Genomic DNA, 20818 nt, shown 5'->3' on the forward strand with positions numbered 1-20818 from the left:
GGAGTTAGTCGGAAAAAGCGATTAACTCGGTCAGTAAAGCGGCCGGCAGAAGGGAGTTAGTCGAAAAAAACGACTAACTCGGTCAGTAAAGCGGCCGGCAGAAGGGAGTTAGTCGAAAAAACCGACTAACTCGGTCAGTAAGGCAGCCGGCAGAAGGGAGTTAGTCGAAAAAATCGACTAACTCGGTCAGTAAAGCGGCTAGCAGAAGGGAGTTAGTCGAAAAAACCGACTAACTCGGTCAATAAGGCGGCGGGCAGGAAGGAGTTAGCCGGAAAAACCGACTAACTCGGTCAATAAGGCGGCGGGCAGTTACTCCCCGGTCCCCACACCTCATTTCTCCCAGCCCCCGGCTTCCCTAACTCCCCAGCTACCAGTTCCTCCGTTCCCCCAACTCCCCCAATTCCCCGGCATTCCCAACTTTCCTAACTTTCCTAACTTTCCTAACTTTCCTAACTCCCCCAGCTTCCCCAACTCGCCAAGCTCCTCCGCTCCCCCCAACTCCACGCATCCCGACTCTCATCACTCCCCCCAGCACCCATTAGTCCGGAATAATCGAACTAATCTCACTGTACGCATCAGCCTATCGTAATTAGTCCGAAACAACCCAACTAAATCGCCTCAAACTCCGCGCAGGCAAGAAATTTGCGGAAATAGTTCGGCAGAATCGGACTATTGCTCCTTTTTCGCATGCTAACCTCGTTTTAATTCGGAAATATCGGACTATCGCAGCTTCCAGCGAAATTGGATGATCCATTGACAGATGTACCCTCCATTTACCGCCAATTGTACGTGGAATAGCGCAATTGTACCTATCTAACACGGGCAATGATCCCCTAGAATAAGGCTCAAGAAAGCGCAAACATTTACGAGACAGATGATCTTAGGGGGTTTTGTTTTGGATAAAGGAATAGTCACCAGTCAAAGATCGCTGATCAAAAGCAGTCGACTTGGCATCATGGAGGCAGCAACTCGAAGCTTCAAGAAACATTGGCAGCTGTATCTGCTCATCATTCCACCTGCGTTGTATTTCCTTATATTCAAGTATTACCCGATATTGAACGCGGTGCTTGCTTTTAAGGACTACAATGTCACGAAAGGCATCTGGGGAAGCCCCTGGGTCGGGTTTAAGAACTTTCAGTTGTTTTTTGAAAATCCGTTGTTCTGGACACTAGTGAAGAACACGATTTTTATTAGTGGTTACCTGTTGATCGTCGGTTTCCCGATTCCCATCTTGTTGGCGTTGGCGATCAATGAAGTGCGCAATCAGCGCTTCAAGAAGCTTGTCCAACTCGTTTCCTTCGCACCTTACTTCATATCTACCGTCGTGATGGTATCCATTATTATGCTCTTTCTGGCGCCTCGCCTCGGCTTTGTGAATGTGGTGATGAATCATTTCGGTATGGATTCTATCAATTTTCTCGGAGAGCCCAGCATGTTTCGCTCGATCTACGTATGGTCGGACATTTGGCAGACGGCTGGTTATTATTCGGTCATTTTCTTAGCTGCCTTAGCAGGCGTAGACCCTTCCCTCTATGAAGCGGCCAAAGTAGACGGTGCATCGCGCTTTCAGAAAATTATCCACGTTGATTTGCCGGGTATTTTGCCCACAATTGTTGTCGTCCTCATCTTGAATGTAGGTAATGTGATGGCGATTGGCTTCGAGAAGGTCTATTTATTACAAAATCCACTGAATACGGTGAATTCCGAAATTATCGCGACCTATGTGTACAAAGTGGGACTGCTGAATGCCAATTACAGCTTCGCCACGGCAGTCGGATTATTCAATTCGGTGATCAATTTGATCCTGCTCATTGTTGTAAATAGCATGGCTAAGAAATTCTCGAATCATAGTATTTGGTAAAAAGGAGTGCAGCTATGTCTACGATCAAAGCAAAAGTGAAAGATTCGCTAGGTGATAAAATTTTCTTGATTGCCGTCTACGTACTTCTGAGCCTCTTACTCATTGTTGTGTTATATCCGCTTATTTACGTGATCAGCAGTTCGTTTAGCAGTCCAGCAGCTGTCACTTCCGGCAAAGTATGGCTTTGGCCCGTAGAGCTATCGCTCAAAGGGTACAATACCTTGATTCATAACGAGAAAGTGGTGATTGGCTATGCGAATTCCCTTTTTTATACGGGCGTTGGAACCATTATTAGTGTGGTGCTTACGATTATGATCGCGTATCCACTTTCTCGGAAAACGTTCTTCGGCAAAAATGTACTCATGATGTTAATCACGTTTACGATGCTGTTCAGCGGTGGATTAATTCCAACGTACTTGGTCGTCAAGCAGATGGGGCTGATTGATACGAGATGGGCGCTGCTCATTCCGAATGCTATTTGGGTGTGGCAGGTCATCATCACGAGATCGTTCTTTCAATCCGCGATTCCAGATGAACTGTTTGATGCAAGTGAAATCGACGGTTGCAGTGATTTTAGATTTCTGAGAAGTGTTGTCGTGCCGTTATCGAAGCCAATCATCGCCGTTCTTATCCTCATTTATGCTGTCGGCCAATGGAACGCGTACTTCGATGCTTTGATTTATCTGAAATCCGCTAGTTTGTTCCCGCTGCAGTTGATTTTGCGCAGTATTATCATTCTCAACAACAGCTCGAATGCGACAGATGCCTTGAAGCAAGTAGAAAGACAACAGCTTGCAGAAGCGTTGAAATATTCCCTCATTGTTGTAACAACACTGCCCGTGTTGATTATTTATCCGTTCGTCCAGCGGTTCTTCGTGCAAGGCATGTTAGTGGGCTCTGTAAAAGGGTAAGACGTGGACCTATCCTGTCGATTCCATTGAAAGGGGTGATTCATTTCAGGTAATGCTAGCAGTGGATCTTAGATCGGGGTTATACTAATTGCATGATAAAAGGGAGCGATACATGTGAAAAAGGGTCTTGTAAGCGCACTAACGGTAATTATGATGGCTAGTTTATTTCTTGCCGCATGCTCGAAGGATGATACAGCAACTGTATCTCCAGCAGCAACGGGAGCTACGACGAGTGGTCCTGTCGCGATCAGCATGTTTGCTCAGCAGGATACAGCGATTGACTTAAAGACGAACAAATTCACGAAATTCATGGAAGAAAAGTTCAATGCGAAGTTTAATTTTGAAATTATCCCGTTTGATGGTGCCAAAGAGAAGAGACAGATTTCACTGGCGAGCGGTGATTATCCGGATTCCTACATGTTGACGGCCTGGATCGATCAATTTTCACAAGCTGATATTTTGAAATACGGGAAGCAAGGCATTTTAATTCCTTTAAATGATTTAATTGATCAGTATGCACCGAATATTAAAGCGGCTATGGCTAAGGACGCAACACTGAAGAGCTTTAGTACGGCGCCGGATGGCAAAATTTACGGATTAGGATCTTATACGCAATGTTTCCACTGCTCGTATCCGAACAAAATGTGGATCAATACCAAATGGTTATCCAAAATGAATCTCGAGATGCCAAAAACGACAGAAGACTTTAAGAAAGTGCTGCAAGCTTTCAAGAAGAGTGATCCTAACGGTAACGGCAAAGCCGACGAAGTTCCGCTAAGTGGATCGACGGAAGATTTTGGCGTGCATATCATTCCGTTCCTCATGAATGGTTTCATTTATGATGATGACCGCAATTACCTGACGATGGCGAATGGCAAAGTTGATACAGCTGCGAATAAGCCTCAGTGGAAAGAAGGCCTCGCGTATATTAAATCTTTGTATGACGAAGGACTCATTGATCCAGGGGCATTTACGCAAAATGCGGAAGCGTTCAAGAAAATTGGCGAGAACGCAGGGACGCAAATTCTTGGTGTAGGCGCAGGCATGCATCCCGCTATTTTTGTAAACATTGATAAAGGTAACAAAAACTCGGCCGATTACAATCCGGTGCCTCCACTTACGGGGCCAAACGGTTCCCTAGCTACGCATGATGGTGGCGGATTAACGCCAGGGGCGAAATTCGTCATTACGAATAAAGCTACGAAAGAAGAGCAAATTACGTTAATTAAAATGGTTGATTACATGTTTACGTTTGAAGGTCAAACAAATGCAGCATCAGGCATGGAAGGGATCGACTGGAGAAAGCCAAAAGAAGGCGAGGTCGCTCTGGGTAAAGGTGTGAAACCGCTCATGGCGTCCATTCCAGCTGTAGAAGGAGAAGCACCTCATAATGCAGGCTGGAGCGGTATGGGCCACTTCTATCAACCAAGCGAATACAGAGACAGCATTGTTCAAGGAACAGATGTGTATGATTCAGCAAACTACGAGCGCAGATTGTACAATGCAACACTGTTATACCAAGGTCACGAACCCAAAGAGATATATCCGGTCTGGGCGGTATGGGTTGATCCTGCACAAACAGATGAAGCAAGCATTCTTCAAACGAACCTCAAAAATTATATCGATCAAAATGCGTTGCAATTCATTACAGGAAATAAAGATTTGACGAAGGATTGGGATGCTTATGTGAAAGGACTGGATAATTTGAAAGTTGGACGTTATCTGGAAATTTTGCAAAAAGCGTATGACACTTCTTCCTATAAAAAATAGGACAGTTAAAAATCGAGTGCTTTATGTTCATACATAGAGCACTTGATTTTTTTATTCGTAAAGGAGACGTAGAATATGACGAATACATGGGCCAACCATTGGCTGAATCATCGCGGAGGGCTGCCTCACATGCAGGAGAAATTAAATCGCCATGAGCCGATCACCGTCGCTTTTATAGGCGGTTCAATTACCGAAGGTGCAGGGGCATCGGATTTGGCGACCACGAGTTGGCGTGCTTTAACCGAGCGCTACTTGAAGCAACGTTACACCCCAGACATGGTGATGTGCATCAATGCGGGTGTTGGGGGAACGACGTCTACATTCGGTGCTCACCGATTGCAGGCGCACGTTTTGTCTCACGGTGAGATCGATTTGCTATTCGTTGAGTTTAGTGTGAACGATGGTGAGGATCGCGACGAATCTATCAGGGGAATGGAAGGGATCGTACGACAATGCCGACGACTTTCGCCTCGTACGGATATCTGTTTTATCTACTCGGCAGCGGACAAAAATTTGACCGAAAGTACGCCATTCAACATAGCTGTACATGAAGAAGTTGCTGCTTATTACGAGATTCCTTCTGTTAACTTTGCCGCTAGGGTATACGCCTTGCTGCAGACAGATGAAGTACGTTGGGATGATCTTGCTTCAGATCGGGTACATCCGAATGATGCGGGGCATGCGCTGTATGCATCGTTTCTGCGGGAGTATCTGAACGAGGCGCTAGGTGGGAAGAAGGATGCAGACGGAGATAAGGATCCGGTAAGGATCAACGGACAGGAGGTTGTATCGCTCCTTCCTTCGCTTAATCCAAATAATTACGAATATGCTGCCATGCTAGAGGTGGACCCCGTGGATGGTTTGGTAGGCTTTGAATGGAGGGAGTTGTCATCGGAGCCTCTGATGAACTGGCGATATGACACTCGACATCTGTACACGGATACCCATGATGCATCACTTTCTTTCACTGTGCACGGGCAGCGTGCTGGTATTTTGCTGCTGTGCGGGCCTGACTCGGGGACCTTCGAATACGCGATAGACAGTGAGCCGTTTCAAGCCATACAATTGTTTGATGATTGGTGTTTGAAGGCATATCGCCCTATTATGGCAATGTTTCCTATGTATGCGGATCGGCAAAGCAGACGAATAACCATTCGTCATACAGGGAAGAAAGATGAGCGCAGCACGGGTACGAGTCTTCGTATTTTGAAATTGCTAAGCAATTAGAGCAGGGCATTGATTCAGGCAACCGCGCTGGTTTCTGGACAAATAGATGGATTTTATGCATGTAAAAGAATAGAAACTAAGAATCAACCAGCTGTAAAATAAAATTTGAACTTGGATGCCCTTGCCATGTAAGATAGAGCACATAACTACATGAAGAAAGGTGCATCTATGTGGACGTATACCGTAAATTTAGTTCGTGATTTATCGCCTAATGTGAAGCGGTTCATTGCGACGGAAAGTTTGTTTGGCATCGGAGTCGGGATTTCTAGCCTCATCCTTAACTTACATTTATTAGATCTCGGTTTCTCCAAAGGAGACATTGGCAAGATAACGTCACTTGGGGCGCTGACGGTTGGATTAGCCAGCTTGCCCGCAGGCTTCATCGTGAAGCTTATCGGGCGCAAAACGATGCTCGTCATCGGTATGCTGCTGGCTTTCCTGTCTCTCACGCTCTTCGGTATCGGGACGAGTATTGGCGCGATAACCGTCGCGCAACTTGTGTATTCGCTGGGTATTACAGCGATCTTGAACTCTGAAATTCAATTAATTTTCCAATATTGCCGCACGAAAAAAGAAGAAACAAGTGCCTACTCGCTCTTGTTCGCCATATTTACGTTATTTACCGGTCTAGGCACGTGGCTTGGTGGTTATCTACCCGAATGGATACCGGGACATACAACGATGTACCAATATGCCTTCTTCGTTGCTGGCGGATGTTTAGGCCTTTCAGGCATTTTGCGGGGTCTGCTGCTGCCATCTAACCATGCCAAGGCCCAAGCCAACAGCAGCGTAACTGATGAGGAGAATAGCGTACAAGTTGCGAAGCCTTCCCACCAGCCGAAGAAACGGCACGCGATGTATTTTCTCCTGCTGCTTTCACTGCTTATCTTCAACTCTGGCTTTACATTCGGGTTGCTTAGTCCATTCTTGAATGTCATCCTGAAATTCCGATTCCAGATGGAGGATGGGAATATCTCCGGCGTGCTGGCGTTGTCCGGATTTTTCTTCTTTATCGGCTCGATCGTTATGCCTTACGTTGTGGAGAGATGGGGCAGCCGCAGGACGTTCGTGTTCCTGTTTCTGTATAACATCATTGTCGTGGCACTCATGGCAATGGCCATGCCAGCCGCCGTATTTGCCATGCTGCTGCTCATTCGCGGAACGGGCTTCACGATGCTGAACAACCTGATGGACAGTCAATGCATGTCAGCTGTCGCCGAGGAGGACCGCAACCTATTCGCAGGCATGCGGACCGTCTCCCGCAGCATAGGGAATACAATCGCTTCCTACTGGGCGGGCTACATATTGGCGGGCAGTCATTATTCGCTGCCCTTCCTTCTGACTGCGGCTGCCTTGCTCGGCGGGTATGTTGTATATGCCTGGTTCGTGCAAGGGAAGCTGGATCAGAGATTGCAAGGCCAGACATGATAGCGCTGTGAATATAAACATAAGGAGCTCAACCATTTCATTATGGTGAGCTCTTTGGTATGTCCGCAAATGCTAGCTTTATGGTCTTTTTTTTGAGAGAAATGAACAGGAAAACCTGCTATCATGAAGGTAATAGTGAACTAGAATGAGAGAAGTATGAGGGGAAGTAAAGCCATGCTGGCAAACAGAGTGTTTCAAAAACTAGGCTTACAGATGAGCCCGGCAACTAAGCATAACTTGTATAGTGATTTTGGTGCAGCCTGTTTATTTAGTCTCTTTAATGTGGTCTTTAATCAGTTTTACATCGCACTTGCCATTAGACAAGGGGCTACGAATCTGGAAGTCGGGATTTTGGCAGCCGCTCCGGCGATTGGACTGCTGTTCTCGCCGATTTGGGCAGGGAGAATCGAACAATCGAATCCCAAACCTTTTGTCATTATCCCGAATTTAATTGGCAGAGCGCTATTGCTGCTTCCGGCATTTTTTGGTGCTCCCAGTGTCTATGTTGTGACGGCAATCATTTTTTACTTGTTAATGGGTATACAAGCACCGGCTTATCCTGCGCTAATTACACGTATGTATCAGCCTGAATTGCGTGGTCGACTCATGGGCTACGTTCGAGTTGCCATGGGAGCTATTATGATTCCACTTGCTTACATAGTCGGTTCGTGGACGGATAAGTCAGGACCGAGCGGGCCGCTGATCACTGCGGCCATTACTGGTGTTATATCGATTCTTTTCCTAGCCCGCGTTAAGGAGATTGCTTTACCAACGACAGTATCGGCACGCAAATCTTCATTTAAGGAACAGCTCAAGCTTGTGAGAAATCACCGAGAGCTGGTCGTATTTTTTGCAGCAACGACATTGACGGGCTTTGGTAACATATTGGCGAGTCCCTTATATCAGATCATCCAAGTCAGAGAGTTGCAGTTGAACAACAGTGAAATTGCGCTTGCGCGTATTTCCTATTATGTGTGTTTATTGGTGGCATATTTTGTTGTTGGTTGGGTGATTGATCGATTTTCTGCGAAACAAACGTTGGTCTATGGATTAGCGGCATTCGCGATTGTTCCTTTACTTTATGGGATTTTCGGGAATTATCCTGCTGTGATTATTGGTAGCGGGATCCAGGGAATTGGTGATGCCATCTGGGATATTGGTATTCTTGCCTATATTTTTCGTGTTGTACCTGGAAGAGAGGCCGTCGTATTCGGCCTGCACTTAATGCTGTTTGGTATTCGCGGCTCTATCGCTCCATTAATCAGCACAGGCCTATCCGATTACATGCCGATTTCAGGGTTATTAATTGCCGCTGCCATTTGCGGGTGCATAGGAACAGTTATTTTTTTGCTGCAAAAAGATAACAAAGAAATGATGGAACCGGGGTCACGTTACGGATGATTCAATAAAGCATTTACAAGGAGGGCCGCTAACCGTGATTTCTTATCTAAAAAGGGCTTACGAAGCATGGATCGACTATCCTCGAAGAGAGGGAGAGGTTATTCGAGGTCAATACCAAATCGAACGTTTCCTAGGTATGGGAAGCTATGGGTTAACTTACTTATGTCTAGATAAGCATTCGGGTCAAGAGGTCGTCGCGAAGCAAGCGAAACCGAGTAAAGGACAACTGGGCCAAGACCTATTGCAACGCGAAATGGCGATTATGAGTCAGTTAGAACATCCTTCTATTCCAAAATGCTACACCTCTTTCAAAGAATCGAAACGATTGTATATGATATCCGAGTATATCCAAGGTCGGACCGTGGAGGATTTGATATTTGAACGGGGAGCTCGCTTTGAGGAAAAGGACGCTTTACGCTTCATCCGACAATTATTGAACATTGTACAATTTATTCATGAGAAGGGCATCGTTCATTTAGATATCCGAATTCCAAATGTCATAGTAGACCGAGATCACATGAGTTTGATTGATTTTGGTTTAGCCGCTCGCCTAGGAGAACCAGCCCGGTTAACGATTGATTCCGATGAAGAGGTAATCCGGAGAAGGACTGTCGATGTCACTTCAGATATGTACGCGATCGGCCATTTTTTACTGTATATGCTGTATTCGACCTATGAATCAAGTGATGATCAGGAGGAGGCCATACGGGGATGGGAGGAGGAACTGTCGATTTCCGCGCAGACGAAGCAAATGATTCGGAAATTATTACAAATCGATCCGCCATATGCGAATGTACAAGCTTGTATGGAGGAATTAGACGCCGTACTCGTTTAAAAAGAAAAAAGCCACTTTCGCGGCTGTATTAACTGGAGCTTCCTCCTCTATTTCTATAATAACGCTGTCCATGCGTATGTCCGTATCCGCGATGGTCACTTGAAGAATAACGTCGTGTAACATGTACTCTATGATTAGAGCTGCTATGTCCATAATGACGGCCCCGTCTGGAATGAAGAAGAGATCCTAATAGTTTGCGTAGTAAATATTTAATCACCTTGCATACCTCCTTTTGCTGTTTCTTCTCTATACGAAAAGGGGTGCTGGTGGTTTCAGCTAGCCATCGACTTGGTCGTGCAAGCGCTCGAGAACACGCCGCTTGCGATACAGCATTTTCGCAGCTTCGCCTACATCCTTCAGCGTGCCGCGATTGATCCAAGCGCCAAAGAGAATACCCGCAATTGGAATGAGCTGGAACAGCTTCTTCCATCCCCAATTATCGCGGTACGTAGCGAATACCTCGCGCCAGCCCTGGAGCTGAGAGATCATCTGCACACTCTCTTTGTCAGTAGTGGCATAGTTGCCAAGCTCTTCAAGAATCGCCTTTTTGCCGACAATGTCGGAGGAGGAGAATTGCAGAACCTTGATGGTGAAGATCCGCTCTTGCTTGTCCTTGGGATCATAGCCATAGCAGATGGCAACTTCTTGAATGGTTTTCAAGGACAGACCAAGGATGGCCGGAATATCGATAGCGAGTGTGAGGATCCCGCCGATACCCGTCGTTGCGCCTTGCAAGGTAGCAATTTTGGAGCGATTAAGTACAATTTCATCGGCGGTTTGATCCAGCACTTGAAGCGGCAACGTGCCCACGGATGCAATTGAAATCCCCTCAGTAAGTTCATCTCGCTTACCTCTGCTGCGCTCAAACACTTCCTCAATATGCCGCAAGGTCCCCTTTTCAGAAATCAGATACCGTCCTCCCGCTTGCAAATAATTGCCGAGCTCGTCCAAGGCTTCCCCTATTTTCTTATTCAAAAACTTTGGCGTTAAGCGATCCAGCACCTGAAATGGAAGGCGCCCTAGCTTTTCCCAGAACCAAAGATCTTTCTGATCAGCTTCCCAGGCTTCGATCTCATGAAGGGCCTGCCGCAGCTCATTCGTGGTTTCCGGATGGTGATGATGTTCAAGATCAGTCATGCTTCGAACAACTCCTTTCTACATCGTATACGTATGTAATCGCATTTGGATGCAGGCAAATACGTAATAAGTACCCACTGACTAGACACTTTGAGAAAGTGTTTAATCAACGGGTACTTGTAGGGTTACTCTTTTACGGCTCCAATAACCATGCCTTTGACAAAAAAGCGCTGAAGGAACGGGTAGACGACCAGAATCGGAATCATCGCGATGAAGATTTGCGCTGCTTTTACGCTCCGATTGGACAGGAGTTCTAAATCTTCAAAGTCAATACCGGTTTTACTGAGGTCGCGTGCGACGACGATGGTCTGCAGAAGCGTGGCCAGCGGCCACTGCTCGGGAGATCTCATATATAACATGCCATCAAACCAGTTGTTCCAATGGCCTACCAGTGTGAATAAGGAGAGGGTGGCAAGGGCAGGCATGGATATCGGTAAGTAAACGGAGAAGAAAATTCGGAAGGATGTTGCCCCGTCCATGGTAGCCGCCTCATCCAATTCTTTCGGTATCGCACGGAAAAAATTCATCATTAGAATGATATTCCAGACATTGAGCAGATGGGGCAGAATGTAAACCCAGAACGAACCAACCAATCCGATCTTTTGTATCAGCAAGTAGTGGGGGATAAGTCCGGCATCGAAGATCATTATGATCAGGAAGAACCATACGTAAAAGTTGCGTGGCTTGAACTCGATGTTGCTTCTGGACAAAGGAAAGGCAGCGAGAACGGTTACCATCATGGCCATTACCGTACCGATGAGGCTGCGCCATACCGAGATTTGAATGGCATGGAGGAAGTTATCATTTTGAAAGGTTTTCACATAGCTGTCCAGATTGAAATCGATCGGGAACAGCGTGACCAGATTGGATTCGGCGGCTGTTTTTCCACTGAGAGAGACGGCAAAGATATGCAGCATAGGCAAAATACAAAGAATGGAGACAAGGATTAGAAGTGTCACATTCAAATAGTAAAACACTTTATAGGATGGATTTTTATAATACATAGCCTGTTCCTCCGCTGGTAGTCATTTTAAAATACACGGTAATTCGTCCATTTGTGTGAAATGTAGTATCCGGCGCTGATCAGGATGAACCCGACGGCCGATTTGAATAAGCCAACCGTGGCGGCTAAGCTGTATTGCCCGCCTTGGAAGTTACGGAATACAAAGGTATCAATAATATCTCCCTTTTGAAGGACAAGTGGATTAATCAGGTTGTAGATTTGATCGAAGTTGGCATTCAGCATGTTACCTAGGGACAATGTGAACACGACAACCATGATGGGAAGCAGGGAAGGAAGCGTAATATGGATGGTCTGCTGCCATCTACCGGCGCCATCGATTTCGGCAGCTTCATAAAGATCCGGATTAATACCGGACAATGCGGCAAGGAAGACAATCGCTGAGAAGCCGAATTCCTTCCATAGATCACTCACAATGACGGTAAAGCGGAACCAATTCCCTTCTCCCAGAAACATGATGGGCTGTAAATGAAAAGCTGTAACTAATTGGTTTAAAACACCGTCTAATGAGAGCACGTCCAACAAGATACCGCCTAATATGACCCATGACATGAAATGGGGCAGGTACACCATAGTTTGAAGCGACCGTTTCAACTTCATATTGCGGATTTCATTGATCAATAAGGCAAAGGTGACGGGTACAGCTAATCCAAATATTATTTTCAAAACAGAGATAATTAACGTGTTCCAAATGACTTGAACGGAGCCTTTCATCGTAAATATAAGTTGGAAATTATCCAAACCGACCCATCTAGATCCAGAAATGCCAAGCCATGGCTTAAAGTCCTGGAACGCCATAATGATCCCAGGCATGGGGGCATATTTAAAGATGAGAGCAACTAATACTGCGGGCAGCAGCATGAGATGAAGCCTCCATGTTTTGCGAAGCGGATGATTTCGTTTCTCTCTTACTCTTGCCGTTACGGGTGGCGATGATGTTATAATGACGGTATCTTTCATACATTATTTTCCTCCTCAACTTGCGTCTTCTGTAACTTCATCTTAGGATGGAAGCGTTTTTTTGTATAGAATACATATTAAAGGTGACTGTCAATATCTTAAGGAGGTTGTGCAATGAAGCGGCACTGGCCTATATTCCTGAAAATCAACGGTGTCATCCTCATTCTATTAATTCCCATTGTCATTCTATTTGCGTATTTCAGCAGGACCAGCTTTCAGGTCATTGATTCACAGATCACGGCGTACAACGAAAGCCAGCTGCAGTTTCTGAAAAACCAGATTGAAGTGGGTGCCGAACGTCTGTCCCTTTCCTCCAGTGTTTTAGCGCGTGACTCCTCCATATTGAAGCTTCAGACGAGTATTCTGACGAAGGACTACTACGGAATGATTGACTTTCAAACACAAGTCAAAGAAAAACTCTTTCTTCAGAGCTTCTCCAGCAACTGGACCAATGATTTATCCATCTATTTACCCGATACCCAAAGAAGAATATCGACAAATCCGAATGATCGATACGATCAGAGTGTCCTTGAAACGGCTGATAACGGGAAGTGGCACTTCCACCCGGGCAGCTCTAATGAAACGCCGTACTATCAACTGTTTATCTGGGATCCGTACTTTTCTAAAAGTAATCCACAGACTGTAAGTGCGATTTATGAGGTGCGTTTTGGACTAGATAATATTAGGAAAATGCTGCGGTCATACAAACGAGATAGCCCGGGTTACTCTTTTTTATTAACAAGCACGGGTGAGGTGTTCTCGGTTTCTGATTCAAGTGATGCTGACTTAGACAATTTGGGAGACAGACTTCTTAAGGAGGGCTTGAACGAAGGTGGGCATCGAAGCATACAGCTAGAGGAACAGAAGGCCTATTTGAGTTATACCCATCTGCCAAGTATCGATGCGTATCTAATTGATTATGTCCCTTTAAATACGTTTCACGCTCCGATTATTAAGAGCAGAAATTTGTTTTATATCAGCATGTTCGTGCTGGTTCTCCTCGGATTTGCCACTTCTTATCTCTTGTATCTTCATGTGCAGAAGCCGATTTCTTTTATCATGAAAGGACTTAAGCATATGGAGATGGGCGACTATTCGTTCCGAATCAATAAGCGATTTCATAATGAATTTGATTACATGATGCTGCGATTTAATGATATGGGGGATGAAATCCAACATTTGATCACCAACGTATACGAGGAACAAAATCGTTCCCGCCTGGCAACGCTAAAACAGCTGCAATCGCAGATCAATCCCCATTTTCTGTATAATTGCCTATCTTTCATTGCGGGTTGTGCGAAAGCTGGCTATACCGACACCATTAAACAGATGACGTATCATTTAGGGGATTATTATCGCTATACCACAAGGGTTGAGAATCAGATGCCTTTATTAAAAGAGGAGGTTGATTTGGTCAATCACTACTTGAATATTTATTCATTACGGCTGGAACGTCTTGATTATCAGATTGATATTCCTGCGGATATGCTGAATGAACCTGTGATGAGGCTTATTCTCCAACCCGTTGTAGAAAATGCGATTGTACACGGCATAGAACCCAAACCGGGACGAGGAAGTATCATGGTATCGGGTCGTCGTGAGTCTGACTGGAATGTTCTGGTTGTCGAAGATAGCGGTGTGGGGATGACGGATCAGGAGATAGATGACTATGTACAGAGTCTGGAGCGTCCTATGGATGAACATACAGGCTGTGGACTGTGGAACGTCAATCAACGATTAGTACAACGATTTGGTTCTGGTGCAGGTGTTATTATTGCAGCTTCGAATCGGTTGTCAGGTCTCAGCGTAGCACTTCGTTGGAAATGAGAATAAGGTAGGGAGGTTTGGAACCCATGATTCAACTTTTGCTGGTTGATGATGAACCCATGCTATTAAAGAGTATGGTAGAAAATGATTGGAGAAGTATCGGTGTGGAATACGTCTTTCAGGCGGCCTCGGGGCTGGAAGCTGTTGAGGTTCTAAAGAAAACACCGATTGATATCGTTGTAACGGATATTCGGATGCCGGGCATGAATGGGCTGCAATTATGCAAACATATACAGGATCACTTTCCCCGTACCAAATGCATTTTACTATCGGGCTACGGTGAATTCGAGTACGCGCGTCAGGCGATTATGTACGGCACGGTGAATTATTTGTTGAAGCCGATTAAGGACGAAGAGTTGATGGATGAGGTGTCTCGTGTCAAGATGCTCTTCGATCAGGAATGGGAGCATGTAGGCTCCTTGGAAAGGGCCCGCCAGACACTTCATGTTCACCTGCCATTATTAAGATCTAATTTATTAAATAACTTGTTGACGGGAAGTACCCTGTCATCATCCGCATTAGCTGAACGAATGAAAGAGTACCAGCTTCCGTTTGAACCAGGAATGAACTGTTCTTTTATCCTAGTAAGAATGGATGGTGGGTTTGGAGATGCGGTGGAGCATGACGATTTGTTATTCGAATACGCCGTCCATAATATCGCTTGCGAAATTTTAGAGCCGGATTATAACGTCTGGTACTGTAAAGATACATTCGGGTATTTATGCTTTTTGCTGCAGGACAACGGTAAGGGCGGATCTTTCGATACAAGAGGCGATAACGTTCTAGAGAAATCGGCCTATGAGCTGCAGTTGAAAGTCTCGGCCTTTTTGAAGGGGCAGGTATCCGTTTTGATAAGTGATGAGGGGATATTTCCAGATGAACTCGCGCTGCATTATCGTAAATCGCTGAATGAATTTCGTAAGGTTCCCCGAAGCGATAAGGGAATTATGATCATGTCCGGGATGCCTCGCGTACAATCGAGGTCGCTGCAATCCTTATATAGTCCGCCAAGTATCCAGCAGCTATTAGAAGCTGGGCGGTGGGGGGATGTCCGCAAGAAATTGAGTGATGTTTTTGAAGAAATGAGCTCCAAAAAAATGGATACGGAAGAAAACATGATGGAAGTTACTTATACCTTGATGAATGCTTTTCTGTATATTGCACACCTCCAAGGCAAAACCTTGATGGAAGTATCCGGGTTGGAGACGGATGTGTCGTCAGATCCACGAGCGTTATCCAGAGCGGACCAAGTCATGGAGTGGGCAGTAGGGGTACTGGAAAGCATGGAATCTGGCAGCATCCGTGAATTCAGGGACAGCAAAAACCAACTTATTTCGAAAATTCATCGTTTTATTGAGACGCATATTGCACAAGATGTTTCGCTGCAAACGATCGCAGATCATGTGACCCTGCACCCGGTATATTTGTCATCCATGTATAAACAGGAGATGAAAGAGAATATCAGTGATTTCATTATGCGGTACAGGATGGAAAAGGCAGCCGTTATGCTGGGTTCAACAGATATCAAAATCTATGAGCTAGCTAGCCAAATGGGCTTCCAAAACCCGCCTTATTTTAGCAAATTGTTTAAAAATTATTACGGGGTCACACCACAAGAATACAGGGATCGGCATATCACCCAATCTTAACAATTTCATACACCATCTTAAAACTTTATCACTTACCCCGCTGAAAGCGCTGTATTAATATAAAGGTGCAACGCAATACAGCGTAAAGGGAGGATCTTGATAGAAAATGGGTAAAAAACGATATCTACTTGCTCTTGCAGTGATTATGGTGTTCTCTCTCGTAACCGCTTGTTCTCAAAGCACAAGTTCCGGCGAAAAGGGAGCAGAAAATTCGCCGACATCCGCTGCACAGAAGGGTGCTTCTGCTGATGCCATCCAAAAGGGAACATACAAGTTTGAAACACCAGTGACCATCACGACAGTCAAAGCGACTGACGCCACCATGAAGTTCAAGAACGGTGAGACCATGGAAAACAATGTGCACACGAAGTGGGCACACGATCAACTAGGTGTCGATCTGAAAGTTTTGTGGCAAGTACCGGGCGAACAATTCAATACGAAACTAAGATTGATGCTGACAGCAAACGAATCGTTGCCTGATGTGCTGACAACACAGGATATGACGTTGTTGGACGAATTGATTCAATCCGGCAAGTATAGAGATATAACAGCAGATTTCGAGAAATATGCATCTCCCAAAATGAAACAAATCTACAACTCGAACCCATTGAATTGGAGCCAAGTCACCTACGGTGGTAAAAAAATGGCCCTCCCGAACTTTGCTACTGCGGGGAATGACAACCCTGTGATGTGGATCAGACAGGATTGGTTAGATAAACTCGGCATCAAGGCTCCTAAGACATTTGAAGAGCTAGAAGCTGTCATGCAAGCTTTCTTGGACAAAAAGCCTGGCGGATCTGACAACGTTATCCCACTTGGAGCAAGTCTAGGCTCTGGTGGATCTTCCCCAAATCCGTTCACGAGCTGGCTTGGAGAGACTTCGTGGGTGTTCGGGGCTTTAGGCACGGTACCTTATCAGTGGTTGGAGAAGGATGGGAAATTGGTTCATGGATCAACGCTTCCGGCGATGAAAGACGGCTTGGCGAAGCTTAGAGACTGGTATAATAAAGGTTATCTTTCAAAAGAAGCAGGCCTTCATGACGAGAATAAATTGGCGGAGTTGATTGCGCAAGGCCGCGTAGGTATTGTAGTGGCTCCTTCGTGGATGTCCGGTTGGCCGAATACGGATATGCAGAAGAATGTGGCGGGGTCCATCATGAAGCCGTATCCGCTGCCAACGCTAAATGGCAAAATAGAAGCCCGTGACACGACCTATTTAAGGGGCGGCTTATTGGTTAAAAAAGATTTCCAACATGTCGATGCGCTATTCCTATACTTGAATCGGATATTTGGTGCTGTAAACCCTGAAGAGGGAAGCGAGTTTGTGAATGGGTGGGCGAAAGATTACGATTATACAATTAAAGCGGATGGCACCTACTCCGTGACCGAAGGGGATATTCCGGGGGGCAAGGTTAGTCCGGCTAAATATTTGCTAATCGAACCGAAAGATCCATTTATCGGAATGAAGCTGAGAGCAGACGTAAGCAGAGGGAAAGCACCAGTAACGCCTAGTGAGAAGAAAATTGCCGTTAGCGGCAAGGATGGTCTCAAGGCAGCTGAGATTGTCGATGATGGTTGGAAAGCCGGTATCTATATTCCTCAAGCATACACGGGGGCGAATACGCCAGCGATGCAATCCAAAGGTGGTATTCTCGTCAAATTAGAGGGGGATACATTTATCAATATTATTTATGGTAAAAAGCCTGTTACGGAATTCGATAACTTCGTAAAAGAGTGGAAGAGCCTAGGCGGCGATGATATGACCAAAGAAGTAAATGATTGGTACGCGAAAATGAAGAAATAGGATGAAGGGGCCCGCTGGAGATCAGCGGGCTTCTTGTTAAAGTAGGCTCAATGACAAAGATGAAGTGGGAGTGAATAGATTGTGAGTCAACCGGGAAAAGAACGGGATGTAAGAGGTTTTGTTAGAGCAAAAGGAAGTAAACTTGTTAATGGAGATGGCCGAGAAATCATCCTGCGGGGTGTCGGATTTGGCAATTGGCTGCTACCAGAAGGGTATATGTGGAAATTTCCGGAGCAAGGGGATCGGCCTAGACGAATCGAACAAATGGTCGAGAATTTGATTGGTCCTGCGAAAGCCGAATGGTTCTGGGAGTTGTATTACGAAAGGTATATAGGAGAGGCAGATATCGAACGAATTGCGGGAGAAGGTTTTAATTCCGTAAGAATTCCAATTAATGCACGCTTCCTGATAGAGGAAGGAGAGATGCTTCAGATTAAGGAGCATCATCTGGCTTATATAGATAGGGTAATCAAGTGGTGTAGAAACTATCACCTCTATGTCATCCTGGATTTGCACGGTGCGCCTGGTGGGCAGACGGGTTCAAATATTGACGATTCGGAGAAGGATCATCCCAACTTATTTACGGATGAAAATAACAAGCAGCTGACCGTCGGGTTGTGGCGGATGCTGGCAGATCATTATAAAGACGAATGGATCGTGGCTGGTTACGATTTATTGAACGAGCCGCTGCCGGATTGGTTTTCGGCATATAATCACCATATCATGCCGCTTTACAAGGAGATTGTTAGTGCTATTCGGGAAGTGGATACGCGTCATATGATCATTTTGGAAGGCGTTCATTGGGCGACTGATTGGTCTATTTTTACCGAGAAGTTTGACGATAACCTGATGCTTCAATTCCATAAATACTGGAGTAATCCCGACACGGAGAGTCTAAGTCCTTATTTGGCGAAAAGAGATGAGTGGAACGTGCCGATCTTTATGGGCGAAGGCGGGGAAAATAGTAACGAATGGTACATCGGAGCCTTTCAATTATTCGAGGAGCACGGTATGTCATGGAACTTCTGGCCATGGAAAAAGTTAGACACAGAGAATACTCCTTGCTCTATTAATATGCCGAACAATTGGCATTTGTTGATCCGATATTTGGAAGGGGGAGACTGCCCAAATCCAGCTATCGCTGAGAGCATTTTATGGGAATACCTAAACAATCTAGCATTGGTGAATTGCACCTATCATTCGGATGTTGTTCGATCCCTATTTCGGAGAGCACCGATTCGAATTCCTGCTATCTTTTACGGGTTTAAAGGTAAAGGGGTCAGTTTCGGAAAGACCTTAGACCATGAGAATCTCATTGGATTCCGTGAACAGGACCGCACCGATATCCGTTTCGTGGAGGGTGGAGAGTTGAGGTCGAATTTTTGGCATGGACGGGGGAAGTCGGATAAACGCTTGTTCGTTCAATTAGCTGCAGGTGACTGGCTAGCATATGAAGTTACAGTCAACGTTTCGCATTCGGCCAAGTTTACGATTCGGATGATGATTAGCCCCGTCGAAGAGAGCGCTTGTATGAAGCTCACAATCAATGGTGAGGATTCCGGTAGTTTGGAAGTCGCTGGTGACGAGAATAGCTGGCAGCAAGTTGAGCTAAACGTCATTCTTCCTCTGGAAACGGAGCGAATAAGTTTGGTCATCCTGGCAGAGCAGAACGCAGTTCGGATTGAATGGATTGAAATTGGTTAGAAGATCCTTAAAACCTTAACAAATTCCTAGGTCATCTTAAAACTTTATCTCTACCTCGAATGTAAGCGCTGTAATAAGATGAAGTTGGGGTGATCATGGTGAAGTTTACGAAGAGGATAGTCGTAGCAATGGCGGTTCTCCCGATTGTCGGAGCCATCGTCTTTTATGCTTCAGTGGGGGCTGATTCGGGTCAGACTTCTATTGCGAGGTTGAATGGCAGCGTGATCACAACGCAAGAATTCAATAGTGAGTTGGAGAAGCAACGAACTTCGGTCATCGACTATTTCTATCAGTCCAAAGGTGTGGCATATGGAAAAAACTTTTGGGAAACGGATTATAATGGCGAGAATCCGGAAGAGACAGCCAAAAAGAGAGCCTTAGATGAAATCATCAGACTCAAGATTGAACTGGAACTTGCCGAACAGCATGGTCTGATACAAGGGACCTCCTATGATGATTTGCTCCATGAGATGGATAAAGAGAATAAGCGAAGGCTGGCCGCCGTAAAAGCTCGCGAGCCCATTTACGGCCCCGCCCAATTAGATGAAAGCACGTTTATGAACTATTACATAAGCAAACTACGGACGCAATTGAAGGAAAAGCTGTCCGAGGATGAACTGAACGTGACCGAAGAGGATCTAAAGCGGCATTATGAGCTTATAAAGGATACGTTGTTCACTCTGGAAGACAGGATTAGATTTCAAAAAATCTCCGTTTCTTATAAGGAAGATGCACAGAGCAACATGAATAATTCAAAGAAGCAATCCATCAAGAAACGGATGGACGCCATAAAACTTCTCTTGGATCAAGGAAAAGAGATGGATCAAGCGATAAGCGAACTGCAAGGCGAGAACGATGCGTTCATGCTCCGATATACCGAGGAGAATTTTAATAAGGATACGGCGGGCACCTATTTCAAGTCTCAGGCAGTTCTCTATTCCGTACTTGCAGATAACTTGGGTGTTAATCAGGTCAGCTCTGTATTGGATGAGACGATGCAGGGCGAGTATGTTCTTGTAAAGGTAGTGGGTCGAGAAAAAAGTGGCTATAAAAGCTATGACGAGAGTAAACGTAATGTGTGGAGAAATTATGTGGACACCGCATATGGTGACTATTTGGATAAGCTCATTCGAGAAGCTAAGGTTGATATAGATGAAAGCATTTATAAAAAGATTCATATCCATTAAATGTTTTTCACAACGTTCTTGGAAGCGGTTACTCGACCTCGAGGGGAGTCACCGTTTTTTAAGATAAACATTAACCTTACTATTCTCATGCGATTA

16 protein-coding genes are annotated in these 20818 nt (G+C 45.3%); 12 read left to right on the forward strand and 4 right to left on the reverse strand.

Annotated elements, in window-relative coordinates:
- Nucleotides 1-955 precede the first annotated feature (955 nt).
- The 7 genes from ACSQ8P_RS06310 (at nucleotide 956) to ACSQ8P_RS06340 (ending at nucleotide 9433) form a co-directional block, all read left to right on the forward strand.
- Nucleotides 956-1861 (forward strand): ABC transporter permease, encoded by a 906-nt coding sequence (locus ACSQ8P_RS06310; RefSeq protein ID WP_436239465.1) that lies wholly within the window; start codon nucleotides 956-958, stop codon nucleotides 1859-1861.
- A gap of 14 nt (nucleotides 1862-1875) precedes the next feature.
- On the forward strand, nucleotides 1876-2772 hold the full coding sequence (locus tag ACSQ8P_RS06315; RefSeq protein WP_436234415.1) for a carbohydrate ABC transporter permease: 897 nt from the start codon (nucleotides 1876-1878) through the stop codon (nucleotides 2770-2772).
- A 114-nt stretch (nucleotides 2773-2886) separates the two neighbouring features.
- Nucleotides 2887-4542, forward strand: coding sequence for an extracellular solute-binding protein (locus ACSQ8P_RS06320; protein ID WP_436234416.1), 1656 nt, complete (start codon nucleotides 2887-2889; stop codon nucleotides 4540-4542).
- A 75-nt stretch (nucleotides 4543-4617) separates the two neighbouring features.
- On the forward strand, nucleotides 4618-5769 hold the full coding sequence (locus ACSQ8P_RS06325) for an SGNH/GDSL hydrolase family protein (RefSeq protein ID WP_436234417.1): 1152 nt from the start codon (nucleotides 4618-4620) through the stop codon (nucleotides 5767-5769).
- Between the two features lie 150 nt (nucleotides 5770-5919).
- Nucleotides 5920-7197 carry an MFS transporter gene (locus ACSQ8P_RS06330; RefSeq protein WP_436234418.1) on the forward strand — a complete coding sequence of 426 codons (1278 nt, stop codon included), beginning with the start codon at nucleotides 5920-5922 and terminating at the stop codon, nucleotides 7195-7197.
- A 174-nt stretch (nucleotides 7198-7371) separates the two neighbouring features.
- Entirely contained in the window at nucleotides 7372-8598 is a 1227-nt protein-coding gene (locus ACSQ8P_RS06335; protein ID WP_436234419.1) for an MFS transporter, read from the forward strand.
- 34 nt (nucleotides 8599-8632) lie between these two features.
- Nucleotides 8633-9433, forward strand: coding sequence for a serine/threonine protein kinase (locus ACSQ8P_RS06340; protein WP_436234420.1), 801 nt, complete (start codon nucleotides 8633-8635; stop codon nucleotides 9431-9433).
- On the opposite strand, the gene ACSQ8P_RS06345 is transcribed toward ACSQ8P_RS06340, so the two are convergent.
- The 4 genes from ACSQ8P_RS06345 to ACSQ8P_RS06360 form a co-directional block, all read right to left on the reverse strand.
- Nucleotides 9413-9586 carry a hypothetical protein gene (locus tag ACSQ8P_RS06345; RefSeq protein ID WP_436234421.1) on the reverse strand — a complete coding sequence of 58 codons (174 nt, stop codon included), beginning with the start codon at nucleotides 9584-9586 and terminating at the stop codon, nucleotides 9413-9415. The genes ACSQ8P_RS06340 and ACSQ8P_RS06345 overlap by 21 nt on opposite strands.
- A 123-nt stretch (nucleotides 9587-9709) precedes the next feature.
- Nucleotides 9710-10570, reverse strand: coding sequence for an EcsC family protein (locus ACSQ8P_RS06350; protein WP_436234422.1), 861 nt, complete (start codon nucleotides 10568-10570; stop codon nucleotides 9710-9712).
- Nucleotides 10571-10695: 125 nt separating this feature from the next.
- A complete protein-coding gene (locus ACSQ8P_RS06355; protein ID WP_436234423.1) occupies nucleotides 10696-11574 on the reverse strand; it encodes a carbohydrate ABC transporter permease in 879 nt (292 codons plus the stop codon).
- A 26-nt stretch (nucleotides 11575-11600) separates the two neighbouring features.
- A complete protein-coding gene (locus ACSQ8P_RS06360) occupies nucleotides 11601-12551 on the reverse strand; it encodes an ABC transporter permease (protein ID WP_436234424.1) in 951 nt (316 codons plus the stop codon).
- A 114-nt stretch (nucleotides 12552-12665) separates the two neighbouring features.
- Between ACSQ8P_RS06360 and ACSQ8P_RS06365 the strand changes: the two genes are divergently transcribed.
- From ACSQ8P_RS06365 to ACSQ8P_RS06385, 5 genes are all read left to right on the forward strand, one after another.
- Nucleotides 12666-14378 (forward strand): cache domain-containing sensor histidine kinase, encoded by a 1713-nt coding sequence (locus ACSQ8P_RS06365; RefSeq protein ID WP_436234425.1) that lies wholly within the window; start codon nucleotides 12666-12668, stop codon nucleotides 14376-14378.
- 26 nt (nucleotides 14379-14404) lie between these two features.
- Nucleotides 14405-16027, forward strand: coding sequence for a response regulator transcription factor (locus tag ACSQ8P_RS06370; RefSeq protein ID WP_436234426.1), 1623 nt, complete (start codon nucleotides 14405-14407; stop codon nucleotides 16025-16027).
- A gap of 106 nt (nucleotides 16028-16133) precedes the next feature.
- Nucleotides 16134-17831 (forward strand): hypothetical protein, encoded by a 1698-nt coding sequence (locus tag ACSQ8P_RS06375; RefSeq protein ID WP_436234427.1) that lies wholly within the window; start codon nucleotides 16134-16136, stop codon nucleotides 17829-17831.
- 81 nt (nucleotides 17832-17912) lie between these two features.
- On the forward strand, nucleotides 17913-19535 hold the full coding sequence (locus ACSQ8P_RS06380; protein WP_436234428.1) for a cellulase family glycosylhydrolase: 1623 nt from the start codon (nucleotides 17913-17915) through the stop codon (nucleotides 19533-19535).
- Nucleotides 19536-19630: 95 nt separating this feature from the next.
- Entirely contained in the window at nucleotides 19631-20722 is a 1092-nt protein-coding gene (locus tag ACSQ8P_RS06385) for a hypothetical protein (RefSeq protein WP_436234429.1), read from the forward strand.
- Nucleotides 20723-20818 lie beyond the last annotated feature (96 nt).

Source organism: Paenibacillus sp. LjRoot153, from assembly GCF_964253085.1.
Lineage (GTDB): Bacteria > Bacillota > Bacilli > Paenibacillales > NBRC-103111 > Paenibacillus_E.

Excerpts from the sequence above, each read along its gene's own strand:
- ACSQ8P_RS06355 (WP_436234423.1), bottom strand. The coding sequence starts at position 11,574 with ATGTATTATAAAAATCCATCCTATAAAGTGTTTTACTATTTGAATGTG.
- ACSQ8P_RS06375 (WP_436234427.1), top strand. The coding sequence starts at position 16,134 with ATGGGTAAAAAACGATATCTACTTGCTCTTGCAGTGATTATGGTGTTC.
- ACSQ8P_RS06385 (WP_436234429.1), top strand. The coding sequence starts at position 19,631 with ATGGTGAAGTTTACGAAGAGGATAGTCGTAGCAATGGCGGTTCTCCCG.
- ACSQ8P_RS06365 (WP_436234425.1), top strand. The coding sequence starts at position 12,666 with ATGAAGCGGCACTGGCCTATATTCCTGAAAATCAACGGTGTCATCCTC.
- ACSQ8P_RS06350 (WP_436234422.1), bottom strand. The coding sequence starts at position 10,570 with ATGACTGATCTTGAACATCATCACCATCCGGAAACCACGAATGAGCTG.
- ACSQ8P_RS06325 (WP_436234417.1), top strand. The coding sequence starts at position 4,618 with ATGACGAATACATGGGCCAACCATTGGCTGAATCATCGCGGAGGGCTG.
- ACSQ8P_RS06335 (WP_436234419.1), top strand. The coding sequence starts at position 7,372 with ATGCTGGCAAACAGAGTGTTTCAAAAACTAGGCTTACAGATGAGCCCG.
- ACSQ8P_RS06370 (WP_436234426.1), top strand. The coding sequence starts at position 14,405 with ATGATTCAACTTTTGCTGGTTGATGATGAACCCATGCTATTAAAGAGT.
- ACSQ8P_RS06345 (WP_436234421.1), bottom strand. The coding sequence starts at position 9,586 with ATGGACATAGCAGCTCTAATCATAGAGTACATGTTACACGACGTTATT.
- ACSQ8P_RS06360 (WP_436234424.1), bottom strand. The coding sequence starts at position 12,551 with ATGAAAGATACCGTCATTATAACATCATCGCCACCCGTAACGGCAAGA.
- ACSQ8P_RS06310 (WP_436239465.1), top strand. The coding sequence starts at position 956 with ATGGAGGCAGCAACTCGAAGCTTCAAGAAACATTGGCAGCTGTATCTG.
- ACSQ8P_RS06330 (WP_436234418.1), top strand. The coding sequence starts at position 5,920 with ATGAAGAAAGGTGCATCTATGTGGACGTATACCGTAAATTTAGTTCGT.
- ACSQ8P_RS06315 (WP_436234415.1), top strand. The coding sequence starts at position 1,876 with ATGTCTACGATCAAAGCAAAAGTGAAAGATTCGCTAGGTGATAAAATT.